The organism is Streptomyces sp. O3, from assembly GCF_054788135.1.
The window spans coordinates 24,513-38,280 of the sequence record NZ_JBTVYK010000047.1 but is presented as its reverse complement, the minus strand read 5'-3'; the positions used below and the strand labels follow the sequence as shown (position 1 = coordinate 38,280).

The window sequence follows — 13,768 nt, the reverse complement described above, 5'->3', positions numbered from 1 at the left end:
AGCTGGGCGACGGTCTGCCGGGCCAGAACGCACCTCTGGCCCGGCAGCCGTTGAGCACCTGCCCCGGTCAGGGGCCGGCGGGTGTCAGCCGTTCGGGTGTCAGCCGTTGCGGCCGAGCTCGAACGCGCCGACCACGGCGGAGGAGATCGCTACGCCGCCCAGGAAGGCGCCGGGTGTGGCCAGCACCGGGGTGGCGTCGGGGAAGACGACTGCCTCCTCCGGGAGGTCCATTTCATTCACGGCGTTGGTGACGTCGTTCATCTCGCGTCCTTTCGGGTCGTCGCCCGGCGCGGTGGCGCCGGAGCGTTGTGTGTGGCGAAGGGTGCGGGTTTCGGTCCGCGGGCCGGGTCAGCCGATCGCGCGGCCGAGGGCGTAGGCGCCGCCGACCAGGGTCGCGCCGCCGGCGAAGGCGCCGACGGCCTTGGCGCCGCCGATGGCGGCGAGCGCGGCGGCCGGGGTGGCGAGGACCGGGGCCTGGTCGGTGTTGGCGTCGGCGGCCTCGATGGTGCCGAGGTCCAGGTCGTTGACGAAGGAGACGATCTCGTTCATGACATTCCTTTCCCGTATAAGGATTCACAGTGATGACCGGCCGCACCGCATGAGGAAACACGGAGCGGCCATAAACAGCCGGAGCGAAAAAGGGAGCCGGGTCGGAAATCAGGCCGATACGCCCAGGTGTACGACGCGACTGCCCGTCGCATCGCACCTGAGAGATTCCACCCCGTTTGCCGTCCGTGACGCGCCGTTGGTTCCGTCGGCGCATGAAGCCGTCGCAGGCATGGAATACCGTCCCCCTGTTTCGCTCTGCCTGGTCTGCCATCGGCGGTCATTCCGAGGCCATCACCAGGCGGCGTGTTCCGATACAAACATCACCGAGAGACACACCATATGACCTGGATCACACCGACATCCGGAGGGTGCGCTTCCGGCGGATGACACATGTCATGCGGCGTCATGACACCTGCCACGCGAACCCATGACGCTCCTCACCGCCACCGGCGTGCGCAGTCGGTGAACATGTTCGTCATGACAGCCATGATCCAGCAGAATGTGATCGAGGTCACGGACCTGTGGCGCCGGTACGGCCGCACGGAACCGCACTGCTTCGACGCGGTCCGCGGAGTCGAACTGGCCGTGTCCGAGGGGCAGTTGTTCGCGCTTCTCGGCACCAACGGCGCTGGTAAGACCTCGACGGTGGAGCTTCTCGAAGGGCTCGCCCGGCCCACGAGAGGGACGATCAGCCTCTTCGGGGGACTCGATCCCGTACGGGACCGCAGGCGGGTGCGCGCGCGTACCGGGGTGATGCTCCAACACGGCGGATTCCCCACGGATCTGACCGTGTCGGAGACCGTCCGCATGTGGGCCTCCTGCACCACCGACCCCCGCCCGGCCGGTGAAGCCGTCTCTCTGGTCGGCCTGGCCGGACGCGGCGACGTCGCCGTCAAGAACCTCTCCGGGGGCGAGAAGCGGCGGTTGGACCTGGCACTGGCCACCCTCGGTCGGCCGGACCTGTTGTTCCTGGACGAACCGACCACCGGAATGGACCCCGAAGGCCGCCACGACACCTGGCAGATCATCAAGCGGCTGCGCGGTGAGGGAACCACGATCCTGCTCACCACGCACTACCTCGAAGAGGCCGAGCAGCTCGCCGACCGGCTGGCGATCATGCACGCGGGGCGGATCGCCACGACCGGCACGGTCGCCGACATCGTCGCCGCCCACCCCTCCACCCTCGGCTTCCGCCTCCCGCCCGGCCTCGGCCCCGACGACCTGCCGTCGGCCGCCGAACTCAGGGCGGAGGCCGGGATCGCCGACGACGGCCGCGTCGAGTTGTCCACCGGGGACCTTCAGCACACCACCACCGAAGTCCTCACCTGGGCCCGCGCCAAGGGAGTCACCCTGCACGGACTCAACGCCAGTTCGGCCTCCCTGGAGGAAGCCTTTCTGCGGGTCGCCAGGACGGGAACGAAAGAAGCCGCATGAACACCCACGCCGCCCATCTCACCGCGCTCTCCCGAGTGGAATTCACCCTCTTCCTGCGCAGCAAAAGCAATCTGTTCAACGTCCTGGTCGTCCCCGCACTGATCGTCATGGGGACCACAACGGTCATGAGGCAGTTCGACCTCGAGGACAACGGGCTGGCCATGGGCCAGGTGATGATCTCCACCAGCGCCGGAATCGTCCTGATCATGGCCCTGTACGCACCGCTCATCGGCGTCTACGTGCTGCGCCGTGAGGAGCACGTCCTGAAGCGGCTGCGCACCGGAGAGGTCGGCGACCTCGTCGTCCTCGCGAGCCCGGCCGTCCCGATGGCCATCGCCGCCGTGTTCCAGTTCGCCCTGATCGCCACCGCCGTCTCGGTCATCGCCGGTCTCGGCGCACCCGCCGCCCCGCACCTGGTCGCCGTCGGCGTCCTGCTCGGCACGCTGCTCACCGCTTCGGCCGCCGCGATCAGTACCGCCGCCGCCCGCACCGCGGAGAGCGCCCAGGGCGTGAGCACGATCGGCTTTCTCCTGCTGCTGCTCACCTCCGGCACCGCCGTTCCACTGGAAGTGCTCCCCGACGCGCTCGGCGACGTCCTGCGCTTCTTCCCGCTGACCCCCGTCATCGAACTGGTGCGGTCCGGCTGGACCGGTCAGGACGCCGGGATGGTTGACTCGTTGGTCAGGATCACCACGTTGCTCGCCTGGACGGCTCTCGCCGCATGGGGCGCGCAGCGCTGGTTCCGCTGGGAGCCGCGCGTCTGACCCCCGCGCGGCGACGACGGCCCGGCGGGCGGTGACGGCCCGGCGGGCGGTGACGGCCCGGCGGGCGGTGACGGCCCGGCGGGCGGTGACGGGTACCGACAGCACCAAGGAAAGGGCGGGGGACGGGGGATGACCTCTCTGGAGACAGCGCGGTACGGCACGGACGTCAGGAGGGCGACCGAGCAGACCCGGTGGATGCTGTGCTTCATGCCGTGGCTGCTGCTCGCCTCGCTGCTCTGGCCGCTGCTCACCCGCCTCGGCGCCACCCACGCGCCCGCCGCCGTCGGCTGGTGGATCGCCGCCCTCACCGCCCTGCAGGGAGTCGGCGCGACGACCACCGTCGCCTACACCGTCGGCCGGGTGACCCGGCCGAGGGTGCTCATCGGCGCCATGGCCGCGGTGACGCTCCTCGAACTGGCCCTGCTGCCCTACGCGTACACCACGGGCTGGCTCGACGGCGCGCACACCCTCGTCACCGCCTGCGTCGTGGTGGCGATCCCGCTGGCCTTCGCCCTCTCCCCCCTGCTCGGCCAGGCCGGGTACGCGGGCGCGGCTCTCGCCGAGTCCGTCGCGGCCTGCGCCATCGCGCTGTTCCTCGACCGCGCCGCCGCCCCGGCCGTCCTCGCCTTCTCGGTCACAGCCTGGACGGTCATCGGCGTGCTGATGCGGTCCTCGCTGTGGTTCCTGGCCGTACTGTGGCAGCTCAACGCCGCCCGCGAGGCACAGGCCAGGCTCGTCGTCGCCGAGGAGCGCCTCCGCTTCGCCCGCGACCTCCACGACGTCATCGGCCGCAACCTCGCGGTGATCGCCCTCAAGTCCGAACTGGCCGAACGGCTCACCCAGGCTCCCAAGGCCCGAGCGGAGCTGGCGGAGGTCCAGAGCCTCACCCGCGACCTCCACAAGGAGATCAGGGAGGTCGTCAAGGGCTACCGCACAACCGATCTGTCCACCGAACTCCAGGGCGCCCGCTCCGTCCTGGAGGCCGCGGGCATCGCCTGCCACGTCCGGCAGGACGGCGACCCGCCGGAGCCGCCCCTGAGCCAGGAGGTCCAGACCGCACTCGGCTGGGCTGTCCGCGAGGGGGTCACCAATGTGCTGCGCCACTCCCACGCGTCCAGCTGCACCATCCGTCTCGCCCGCGCCGCGGGCGGCGCAACACGGCTGACCATCACCAACGACGGCGCCGAGCAGCAGCCGTCGAAGGGCGCCGGCAGCGGCCTGGCCGGTCTCGCCGAACGCCTGGTCCCGCTCGGCGGCTCCCTCCAGCACGGTGCCACGGACAGGAACGGCTACCGTCTGAGCGTGCACCTACCGAATGAGGCCAGCCGATGATCCGCGTTCTCCTCGCTGACGACGAACACCTCATCCGCGGCGCGTTCGCCGCGCTCCTCGCCTTTGAGGACGATCTCGACGTCATCGCCGAGGCCGCCACGGGCCCCGAGGCCGTCGCCATGGCGCTGCGCCAGAAGCCCGATGTCGCGGTCCTCGACCTCCAGATGCCCGGCAAGGACGGAGTCGCGGTCGTCCAGGAGCTCGCCGAGGCGCTGCCGGACTGCAAGACGCTGATCGTCACCAGCCACGGTCTGCCCGGTCACCTCAAGCGCGCCCTCGCCTGCGGCGTCAGGGGCTTCGTCTCCAAAGCCGTCTCCGCTCAGGAACTCGCCACCATCATCCGTACCGTCCACGCGGGCAACCGCTATATCGATCCCATCCTCGCCGCGGACGCCATCAGCGCGGGCGAGTCCCCCCTCAGCTCCCGCGAGGCCGACGTCCTCTCCCTGGCCGCCGACGGCGCGCCGATCGAGGAGATCGCCGAGCGGGCGGCGCTGGCGCCGGGGACCGTGCGCAACTATCTGTCGTCGGTCACCACGAAGCTGAGGGTGGAGAACCGGCACGCCGCGGTGCATCTGGCGCAGCAGCGCGGCTGGATCTGACGCCGGGCAGCCCCGGCGCGCCCGTGCCTCCGGCGTGCCCAGGGCCTGCCTGGGCTTCCCCCTCCGAAAGCCCAGGCGGCCACTCGCCCGCCCGGCCGGATCGCCCCGGCCGGGGTCAGACACCCCGACCGGGTCAGATCGCCGCGGCCAGCTCCGTGCCCTGCCGCACGGCCCGCTTCGCGTCCAGCTCCGCCGCGACGTCCGCGCCGCCGATGACGTGCACCGTCTGCCCGGCCGCGCGCAGCGCGTCGTGCAGCTCGCGGCGCGGCTCCTGCCCGGAGCAGAGCACGACCGTGTCCACTTCCAGGACTTCGGCGCTCCCGTCGGCGTGCGTGAGGTGCAGCCCCGCGTCGTCGATGCGGTCGTAGGAGACGCCTGCCACCATGGTCACGCCCCGGTGCCGCAGTTCGGTGCGGTGGATCCAGCCGGTCGTCTTGCCGAGTCCCGCGCCGACCTTGCTGGTCTTGCGCTGGAGCAGGTGGACCCGGCGCGGCGGCGCGGGCCGCTCGGGCGCGCGCAGTCCGCCGCGTTCGCGGTAGTCGGTGTCCACGCCCCACTGCCGGAAGTAGGTCTCGGCGTCCAGGCTGGCCTGGTCGCCGCCGTCCGTGAGGTACTCGGCGACGTCGAAGCCGATCCCGCCCGCGCCGATGATCGCGACGCGCTCGCCCACCGCGGCGCCGCCCTGGAGCACGTCGAGGTAGCTGAGTACGCGGGGGTGGTCGACGCCGGGGATCTCCGGGGTTCTAGGGGTCACGCCGGTGGCGAGCACGATCTCGTCGTACGGCGCGCCGAACGTCCCGTCGGTGAGCGTCTCGGCGCTGACGGGGGTGTTCAGCCGTACGTCGACGCCCTTCAGCTCAAGCTGCGTACGGAAGTAGCGCACCGTCTCGTCGAACTCCTCCTTGCCGGGGATCCGCCGTGCGACGTTGAGCTGTCCGCCGATCTCGCCCGCGGCGTCGAAGAGCGTGACCTGGTGCCCGCGCTCGGCGGCCGAGACGGCGAACGCGAGCCCGGCGGGGCCCGCGCCCACCACGCCGACGCGCTTGGGGCGGCGCCGTACGCCGTCGACCGGGACCAGGACCAGCTCGGTCTCGTGGCAGGCGCGCGGGTTGACCAGGCAGGAGGTGATCTTGCCGCTGAAGGTGTGGTCCAGACAGGCCTGGTTGCATCCGATGCAGGTGTTGATGGCGTCGGCCTGGTCGTTCTTCGCCTTGGCGACGAACTCGGGGTCGGCGAGGAAGGGCCGGGCCAGCGACACCAGGTCGGCGGTCTTGTCGGCGAGCAACTGCTCGGCGAGTTCGGGGGTGTTGATCCGGTTGGTGGTCACCAGCGGAATCGACACCTCCCCCATGACCTTCTTGGTCACCCAGGTGTACGCGCCGCGCGGCACCGACGTGACGATGGTCGGGATGCGCGCCTCGTGCCAGCCGATGCCGGTGTTGATGATGGTGGCTCCGGCGGCCTCGATCGCCTTGGCGAGGGTGATCACCTCGTCCAGGGTCGATCCGCCGGGGATCAGGTCCAGCATGGAGAGCCGGTAGATCAGGATGAAGTCCCGGCCGAGCCGCTCGCGCGTGCGCCGCACGATCTCCACGGGCAGCCGCATGCGGTTCTCGTACGAGCCGCCCCAGCGGTCCTCGCGCTGGTTGGTCGCCCCGGCCACGAACTCGTTGATGAGGTATCCCTCGGAGCCCATGATCTCGACGCCGTCGTACCCGGCGTGCCGGGCCAGCTCGGCGGCCCGGACGAAGTCCTCGATGGTCTGCTCGACCTCGTCGTCGGTCAGGGCGCGCGGGACGAAGGGGCTGATCGGCGCCTGGAGGGCGCTCGGGGCGACCAGGTCCTGGTGGTAGGCGTACCGCCCGAAGTGCAGGATCTGCATCGCGATCCGGCCGCCCTCGCGGTGCACGGCGTCGGTGACGACGGTGTGCCGCTCGGCCTCGGCCTCGGTGGTCAGCTTGGCGCCGCCCTCGTACGGGCGTCCGGCGTCGTTGGGCGCGATGCCGCCGGTGACGATGAGCCCGGCGCCGCCGCGGGCGCGCTCGGCGTAGAACGCCGCCATCCGCTCGAAGCCGCGCTCGGCCTCTTCGAGGCCGACGTGCATCGATCCCATGATGACCCGGTTGGGCAGGGTCGTGAACCCGAGGTCGAGCGGGCTCAGCAGATGCGGGTACGGGCCCTGGGGGTCTTGGGGGTACGGGCTCTGGCTCATCCGGGGGGTCTCCTCGCGGCGGTGTCGTCACCCTTGTTGTAGACCACCCGCACCCTGTTGTGCAACAAGTTGCAAAACATGTGACGAGGACGACGCCCGCGCAGACGAGGACGACGCCCGCGCAGACGAGGACGACGCCCGCACAACGGCCACGGCCCGCACCGACCCGCCCACACCGGCCCGCCCACACCGGCCCGCCCGCACCGGCCCGCCCGCGTCAGCGGGGCGCGGCGGCCCCGACGCCGACGTACCCGAGGTCGACGGGCGCCTCGGGCGGGCCGCCCCTCCGCCGCACCCCGGCGAGCAGCTCGGGCAGCCGCGGCGGCCACAGCGGCTCGGCGTCATCGGCCGCGAGCTCGTCCGGGGACCGCCACCGCCAGTGCAGGATGCCCTCGTCCGCGTGCACGGCGGCCACATCTCCGGCCAGGTCCCGGCGGGGCCCGTACGCGAGGAAGACGTGCTCATGCTGGCGCACGGGCACCCCGGCGCGGGTGAAGTCGTGCTCCCACAGACACAGCAGGGACGCCCCGTCGATCGCGACGTCCGTCCACCCGGTCTCCTCCCGCAACTCCCGCGCGGCCGCGGCCAGCGGCGTCTCGCCCGGATCCATGCCGCCGCCCGGCATCGCCCAGTGGACGCCGACCTCCTCGTTGTCGTAGCGGAACATGAAGACGGACCCGCCGGGGTCCAGGACCGCAACTCGGGCCGCCTGCCTGGGTATACGCATGGCCTCACCCTGTCACAGCGGTACGACGCCGCCACCGATCCGGCCCGTCTCCCCCGTACCCACCACTCGTTATCCAGCCTGCGGCGCACGGCACACGCCGCTCACGACACAGGAGACGGAGAAAGACCCAGATGCCCCCTGCCCACCGCGCCCGCATCGCCATCCATCTCACCGCGGGCCTCTGCCTGGCCTTCGTCACCGTCCAGTACGCGCTGTACGGGCCCTGGCCGCTCGCTCTGCTCTTCGGCTTCGTGTCCGTGGCCCCGCTCGACGCGGCGATCCGCCTCATGCTGGACGACGCGGCCACCGGCGACCACCGCGGTCCCGCCGCCCGCACGGACCCGGACTCCGCCGCCCTCGCCCTGGCCGCGCTCAACCAGGCCTGCTGCGAACGCTGGTGGACGGCCCTGGGCGCCGACCACGACCCCACCTGCCACAACAGGCGCCGTCACAGCGCCGCATGACCTCCCGCACGTCAAGCGCCCTACCTGGCCGGTCCCCTGCCGCCCCGCACTCCAGAGCGTGGAAGCACAGTTGAACCTCTCCGCGCCCCCGCTGGCTAACCGAAGAAGAGGAACCAGAAGCCCCCTACGACGCACACCACGCACAGCGCGGCGAGAACGACGATCCCGACCACCGTTCCCGCGCCGCCCGGCGGCTTCGACTCGGCCCACCGCTTCACATAGGGGCGGCCGGGTTCGTCGGCGCGGTACACCACGTCCACGGCATCCCCGGCGCGCAACCGCGTATGGCCGCCGCCCCGCAGGCTGGCGGTGTAACGCGTGCCCCCGACGTCGTACCGCACTCGTACCACGCGTGTCGTGGTGGCCCCGTTCGGCCCGCCGCCGGTCGCGGTCCGCGTCCTGGCATCGGACACCAGGGCCTCGGCCCGGCCGTCGTACTCGACGCGCTGGTCCTTCCCCATCCCCGAGGCGAGCACCACGGCGATCAGAGCGAGCACCCCACCGAGCAGCAGGCACACCAGCCCGCCCAGGACCGACAGGGCCCGGTCCACGACAGATCCCGACACGTATCCCTCCCCAAGCGGCCCTGCCCGCGAAAGCAGCGGCCAAACGGGAGATCCACGGGATGCGGCATCACGACCCGATGGCCGTGATGCCGATCAGCGCCTTGACCATTTCGCGCTCCTTGGAGCCGACCCGCTTGTCGTGTCTCCAGGGCGCGGCCGGCGCCCGGACGCCTCCGCGTGAGCGGAGGCGAACCCGGTGCTACGCGGCCAGACCGACAATCCGCTCAGCGGCATCGAGCGCCAGACACCACGGAAACTCCCTCGGCTTTCCCTGGCCCGGCTGGTTCGGCACGAACCCGCCTTCCCCGTACAGCACTTCCACGCCCATCTCCCGCAGCTCGGCAACGCTGCGCTCGAACTGTCGGTGCTGCACATAGGCAGCGTTCACACACGGCATCGTCACCGTAGGGATGCCCTTGCCGATCCCTTCCGCGACGACCCCGACGACGAAGCTCTGGGTGATGCCGAGCGCCCACGCGTTCACCGTATTGAAGGTGGCGGGCGCGACGACGATGACATCCGCCTTCGGCCATACGTCCGGCTGCCCAGGCCTCTTGTACTCCCACCGCACTGGATTCCCCGTCAACGCGGCCAGCTCGTCGAGATCCTCCTCCAACCACCCGGCCGCCGCAGGCGTCAGCCCGAGGCACACGTCGAAGCCACGCCGCTGGGCGTCCTCGATCACCTTCGCGACGTCGAAGACGGGAGGAGCGGCCGAGCCGAACAGGTAGAGAGTCGAAGCCATGGCGGCAGTGGATCACACGCAACCGCCCCCGATCCAGGTGGAGTCGGAGGCGGACGCGAGTACCGTTCCAAGTGGGAGCAAGGAACGAGGAGACCGGTATGTCCTCACCGGATGACGATCACACAGGAACCCGCATCAGGGAGCAGCGGAGACTGGCCAGGCTCACGCAGCGTCAGCTTGCTGCCCGCATTCCATACTCGTACAGCCTGCTCAATCAGGTCGAATGCGGTGCCCGCCCCGCCACCAGCGGCTTCGTCGCCGCTGTCGCCCACGCACTTCACGTCGACGTCACCGCCCTCACCGGACAGCCCTACGTGACCGAATTGCAGCGCGACCGGCTCGCAGAACTCGTGCGCCCCGTACGCGAAGCCCTCGACCTGTACGACCTGGGAGTGAATCCCGACCTGACCGTACGACCAGCCTCTGTCCTCATCGCCGTGGCCGACCAACTGTGCGAGCAGGTGAGGGCCACCCATCTACGAAACGCGGCCCGGTCCCTCCCCACGGCAATCGCAGAGCTGACCCACACCGCATGGGCCACGCCGTCTACCGAGTTGTGGCAGGCGCTTGCTTCCACCTATCGCACTGCGCACGACATCAGCGTGAAGCTCGGCTACTACGACCTGTCCGCGGTTGCCCTGGACCGCATGGACTGGGCAGCCCAGCGCGCCTCCGACCCGTGCCTGGCCGCAGTCCGCCAGTACATGCGAGCGCTGGTGTACTTCCGTGAGGGCGAGTACCGGATCGGGCAGCGCCTCGTCGCGTCCGGACACGGTGTGATCAGGCAGGCGGAGACGACCCGCGAGACTCTGGCTGTGACCGGCCAGCTGCATCTCGGCGCGTCCGTGATCTGCGCGCGGGCTGAGGACAAGACTGCTGTTGACCGGCACATTGATGAGGCGCGGCAGATCGCGAAGCGGATCGGGGACGCCTCCGATGTGCACTGGCTCAGCTTCGGACCGGCGAACGTGGCGCTGCACAAGATGTCTGCCGCTGTGGAGATGGACCAGTACGACGACGCGCTCAAGCAGGCCCGCAGGATGCGGCTTCCGGTAGCGCTGGCGACATCACGTCGCGCACACTTCCTCATCGACCGCGCCCGCGCGGAGATGGAGACCGGGTGCACCGAGAAGGCGCTGGAGCACCTCGTTGAGGCCCGTAAGGTCGCGCCGGAGCAGACGCGATACCACCCAGGAGCACGGGAGACGATCCGGGGCCTGGTGCATCTGTCACGTCGTACGCCAGACGCATTGAACTACATGGCCGCTTGGGTCGGCATGTAGGGAACACTCGCAACGCTCACGAAACTGTGAGCGTTCCACCCGCGCTGCGCCCGTACCGTCCCGCATGTGAGACAGAGCACTGCGGCCATGGAGGCGTGAGCAATGACCACCGGGGACACCAAGACCACCACCGGCCCCTTCGCCCGCGAGGTCATCGCCGAGGGCCTGGACGCGACCGGGATCCTTCCCCCGTACGAACGGCTCGTCGAGCTGGACGAGTTGCTGCGCGCCGAGCTGACGCGGCTGGTGCCCATCGTGCAGCGCCGCACGGACACCCTGTGGCGCGGCGCACCCGACTGGTACACCCAGCGCAGCATCCTCGACGGCGCACGCCACGCCCTGGACAGCGACCTCGGTACCGGGCTCCGGTCAGCGGCGACGCAGGTGCACCAGCTCGCGCGGTACTGCCGCTGGCTGGCCCAGGCCGCCGGGGAGGTCTCGTGAAGATCTGCGCGAAGTGCGACAGGGCCATCACGAAGGGCCAAGAGCACGAGTCCTATCCGATTGACTCCCCGTCAGGCGGCGGCACCACCGTGTACCGCCACGTCGTCTGCCCGACGGAGCGCCACTGACTCCTCGGGGTCGCGCCCCGATGCGGAGTGACTGTGTGACGGCCAGAGGGGCTGCGGCCGCCCCACCGAGCGTCTGGCCCCGGCCGCGTCGCGGGATGCAGCCCGGACAGGGTTCGGTCCCCATGCAATCGAGATCGAGGAAGCGAGGAACAAGCATGACTGCTCCCAGCGCCACTCTGGTGCCCTTCGGTGCGAGGGAACTCGTACCGACGTATACCGTGTCCGTCGACCCCGACTCCTTCGCCTACGACTCCGAGCAGCAGGTCAACGTCACCACTGACGGCAAACTCTGGGCGACCACTCCCATGGCGGCGTCCAGCACCGCGACCAACAACGACACCAGGCCCGGCAACCCGCCTGACGAACAGAGCGACCCGTATGCCTTCCCCGGCGACGTAGCGGTGAAGTGACATGGCGCCGCGCGGGCCCGTGCTGGTGTTGGCCGAGGAGCTGGACCCGACCGCCGACCTGGTGGTGCACGCCCTCACCGAGCGGCGCGTGCCGGTGCTCCGGTTCGACCTCGCCGACTTCCCCTGGCACATCACCCTGGCCGCCGAGCACGGCGGCACCGTCGAGGGGTGGCGAGGAAACCTCACCGCCACGGCCCGCGTGGCGCATCTGGAAGACGTCCGGGCCGTCTACTACCGCCGGCCCGGACTTCCCCGGATCGACCCGAATGTGCCGGAGGACTATCGGGAGTGGGCCGTGGCGCAAGCCCTCGTCGGCATGGTGCAGGTCCTCACTTCGCTGCCGGTGACGTGGATGCACCACCCTGACGTGTACCGGGCCTCCGCACACAAGCCCGGTCAGCTGGCCGCCGCCGCGGCGGTCGGCCTCACCGTTCCCCGCACACTGATCACCAATTCACTCGACGCCGCACGCGAGTGGGCCCGCGCCATCGGCGGCCCGCTGGTGACGAAGCCGGTGACCTCCGCCTCGATCCGCACCTCCGGCACGCGACCCATGATGCTGCCCACGCGGCGCTTCCACGCGGACGAGCTGGACGAGGGGATCGAGACCACCGCCCACATGCTCCAGGAGTGGATTCCGAAGTCCCGCGAGGTGCGCCTGACCGTGGTCGGTCGACGCATGTTCCCCGTGGCCATCCACGCGGGCAGCAAGGCTGCCGAGGTGGACTGGCGTGCCGACTACGACGCTCTGGAGTACGGGCCCACCGAAGTGCCGGAGGAGGTGGAGAAGGGCGTCCTGAGGTTCATGGACCGCTACGGGCTCAACTACGGCGCGTTCGACTTCGCCGTCACTCCGGCCGGGAGGTGGGTGTTCTTTGAGTGCAACCCTGCCGGGCAGTGGCAGTTCATCGCCGCCGCCACCCGACTCCCCATCGCCCAAGCACACGCCGACCTGCTGCAAGGAGATCGCCGGTGACGACCACCGCGGCCGAAGCCGCCGCCCTGCGCACCGCCCTGGCCAACGAGATCACCACCCCGGCCTCCCCCTGGTACGCCGCGTTCGCGACGGTGCCCCGCCACGTCTTCGTACCCGCCTTCTTCCAGCAGCAGCCGGACCGGGCATGGCGGCTGACCACCCCGGCCGACGACGCCTACTGGCCCACCGTGTACACCGACACCGCTCTCACCACGCAGCTCACCGGCGGTGACCCCACCTCCTCGTCCAGCCAGCCCAGCCTGATGCTCTCCATGCTCGAAGCCCTGGAGGTCGAGCCGGGTCACCAGGTACTCGAAGTGGGCACCGGCACCGGCTACAACGCCGCACTCCTCGGCCACCTGCTGGGCGACGAAGCCGTCACGACCGTGGACGTGGACCCCTCGCTCACCGGCCCGGCCGCCGACCGGCTCGGCGTGGTCGGCCACCACCCCTGTGTGCACACCGGCGACGGCGCTCTCGGCGTTCCCGGTCGGCCGCCTTTCGACCGGATCATGGCCACCTGCGGCATGCCCCACATCCCCCGTGCCTGGATCGAGCAGAGCCGCGACGGCGCCGTGATCCTCGCGCCGGTCGGCTGGGGCCTGGCCCGCCTCACCGTCCGCGACGGCGGCGCCGAGGGGCGGTTTCTGGCCGGCGGGGCGTACTTCATGTCCCGCCGCGTCCCGGCCGTCACACCCCGGTTCGCCGAGCTGGACGCCGCGGAGCCGCGTACCAGCCGGGCCCCGGTGGACGCGGAGCTCCTGGACCGGCTGGCGTTCCCGCTGTCCCTGGCTCTGCCCGGCTACCGGTCCTGCACCTGGAACGGTGACGACGGCCGCCCCGATGCCGTGGGGATCTGGACGCCGGACAGCTCCGTGGCCCGCGCCCAGCTCGACGGCAAGGTCCGCCAAACAGGGCCCCGATCTCTGTGGGACGAGGTTGAGGTCCTCGCCGACCTCTTCCCGTCCGAACCGCCCGCGCGGGAGGACTTCGGCCTGACCGTCACCCCCGATACGCAACGCGCCTGGTACAGAACCGCTGACGGCCCGTCCTGGCCCTGCCCGGACTCCCCGTGAAAACGGCCCCCTAGTCGCCATGGACTGGGGGGCCTGAAGCAGGCTCTCACCTGCTG

The 13,768-nt window shown here is 70.7% G+C and carries 16 protein-coding genes; 10 read left to right on the top strand and 6 right to left on the bottom strand.

From position 1 onward, the window contains the following. Positions 1–99 precede the first annotated feature (99 nt). Together ACX6XY_RS22545 and ACX6XY_RS22540 are read right to left on the bottom strand one after the other, a co-directional pair. A complete protein-coding gene (locus tag ACX6XY_RS22545) occupies positions 100–261 on the bottom strand; it encodes a hypothetical protein (protein ID WP_460333654.1) in 162 nt (53 codons plus the stop codon). An 87-nt stretch (positions 262–348) separates the two neighbouring features. Beyond that, positions 349–549 (bottom strand): hypothetical protein, encoded by a 201-nt coding sequence (locus ACX6XY_RS22540; protein WP_460333651.1) that lies wholly within the window; start codon positions 547–549, stop codon positions 349–351. Positions 550–1,026: 477 nt separating this feature from the next. Between ACX6XY_RS22540 and ACX6XY_RS22535 the strand changes: the two genes are divergently transcribed. The 4 genes from ACX6XY_RS22535 (at position 1,027) to ACX6XY_RS22520 (ending at position 4,681) form a co-directional block, all read left to right on the top strand. Then, the gene (locus ACX6XY_RS22535) at positions 1,027–1,983 is read left to right on the top strand and encodes an ABC transporter ATP-binding protein (protein WP_460333648.1); all 957 of its coding nucleotides are present in this window, start codon (positions 1,027–1,029) and stop codon (positions 1,981–1,983) included. Next, on the top strand, positions 1,980–2,747 hold the full coding sequence (locus tag ACX6XY_RS22530) for an ABC transporter permease (protein ID WP_460333645.1): 768 nt from the start codon (positions 1,980–1,982) through the stop codon (positions 2,745–2,747). Before ACX6XY_RS22535 ends, ACX6XY_RS22530 begins: the two co-directional genes overlap by 4 nt. Positions 2,748–2,876: 129 nt before the next feature. Beyond that, entirely contained in the window at positions 2,877–4,079 is a 1,203-nt protein-coding gene (locus ACX6XY_RS22525) for a sensor histidine kinase (protein WP_460333642.1), read from the top strand. Further along, entirely contained in the window at positions 4,076–4,681 is a 606-nt protein-coding gene (locus tag ACX6XY_RS22520; RefSeq protein WP_460333639.1) for a response regulator, read from the top strand. Before ACX6XY_RS22525 ends, ACX6XY_RS22520 begins: the two co-directional genes overlap by 4 nt. Before the next feature lie 133 nt (positions 4,682–4,814). Here ACX6XY_RS22520 and ACX6XY_RS22515 read toward each other — a convergent pair whose 3' ends face one another. Continuing rightward, a complete protein-coding gene (locus ACX6XY_RS22515; protein WP_460333636.1) occupies positions 4,815–6,893 on the bottom strand; it encodes an oxidoreductase in 2,079 nt (692 codons plus the stop codon). Between the two features lie 217 nt (positions 6,894–7,110). Next, positions 7,111–7,620, bottom strand: a complete 510-nt coding sequence (locus tag ACX6XY_RS22510) for an NUDIX hydrolase (RefSeq protein ID WP_460333633.1) — start codon at positions 7,618–7,620, stop codon at positions 7,111–7,113. Between the two features lie 131 nt (positions 7,621–7,751). Between ACX6XY_RS22510 and ACX6XY_RS22505 the strand changes: the two genes are divergently transcribed. After that, entirely contained in the window at positions 7,752–8,084 is a 333-nt protein-coding gene (locus ACX6XY_RS22505; RefSeq protein WP_460333630.1) for a hypothetical protein, read from the top strand. Positions 8,085–8,179: 95 nt separating this feature from the next. Here the strand turns inward: ACX6XY_RS22505 and ACX6XY_RS22500 are convergent, their stop codons facing one another. Then, a complete protein-coding gene (locus ACX6XY_RS22500; protein ID WP_460333627.1) occupies positions 8,180–8,650 on the bottom strand; it encodes a DUF3592 domain-containing protein in 471 nt (156 codons plus the stop codon). Between the two features lie 199 nt (positions 8,651–8,849). Beyond that, positions 8,850–9,395 carry a flavoprotein gene (locus tag ACX6XY_RS22495; protein ID WP_460333624.1) on the bottom strand — a complete coding sequence of 182 codons (546 nt, stop codon included), beginning with the start codon at positions 9,393–9,395 and terminating at the stop codon, positions 8,850–8,852. Positions 9,396–9,493: 98 nt separating this feature from the next. Between ACX6XY_RS22495 and ACX6XY_RS22490 the strand changes: the two genes are divergently transcribed. From ACX6XY_RS22490 to ACX6XY_RS22470, 5 genes are all read left to right on the top strand, one after another. Next, a complete protein-coding gene (locus ACX6XY_RS22490; RefSeq protein WP_460333621.1) occupies positions 9,494–10,678 on the top strand; it encodes a helix-turn-helix domain-containing protein in 1,185 nt (394 codons plus the stop codon). A 102-nt stretch (positions 10,679–10,780) separates the two neighbouring features. Further along, complete coding sequence (locus ACX6XY_RS22485) at positions 10,781–11,122, top strand: DUF6415 family natural product biosynthesis protein (protein ID WP_460333618.1); 342 nt, start codon at positions 10,781–10,783, stop codon at positions 11,120–11,122. A gap of 283 nt (positions 11,123–11,405) precedes the next feature. Then, entirely contained in the window at positions 11,406–11,660 is a 255-nt protein-coding gene (gene tgmA, locus ACX6XY_RS22480; protein ID WP_460333615.1) for a putative ATP-grasp-modified RiPP, read from the top strand. A gap of 1 nt (position 11,661) precedes the next feature. Further along, on the top strand, positions 11,662–12,636 hold the full coding sequence (gene tgmB / locus ACX6XY_RS22475; protein WP_460333612.1) for an ATP-grasp ribosomal peptide maturase: 975 nt from the start codon (positions 11,662–11,664) through the stop codon (positions 12,634–12,636). Beyond that, entirely contained in the window at positions 12,633–13,712 is a 1,080-nt protein-coding gene (locus tag ACX6XY_RS22470) for a methyltransferase domain-containing protein (RefSeq protein WP_460333609.1), read from the top strand. Before tgmB ends, ACX6XY_RS22470 begins: the two co-directional genes overlap by 4 nt. The last annotated feature ends 56 nt before the right edge of the window (positions 13,713–13,768 follow it).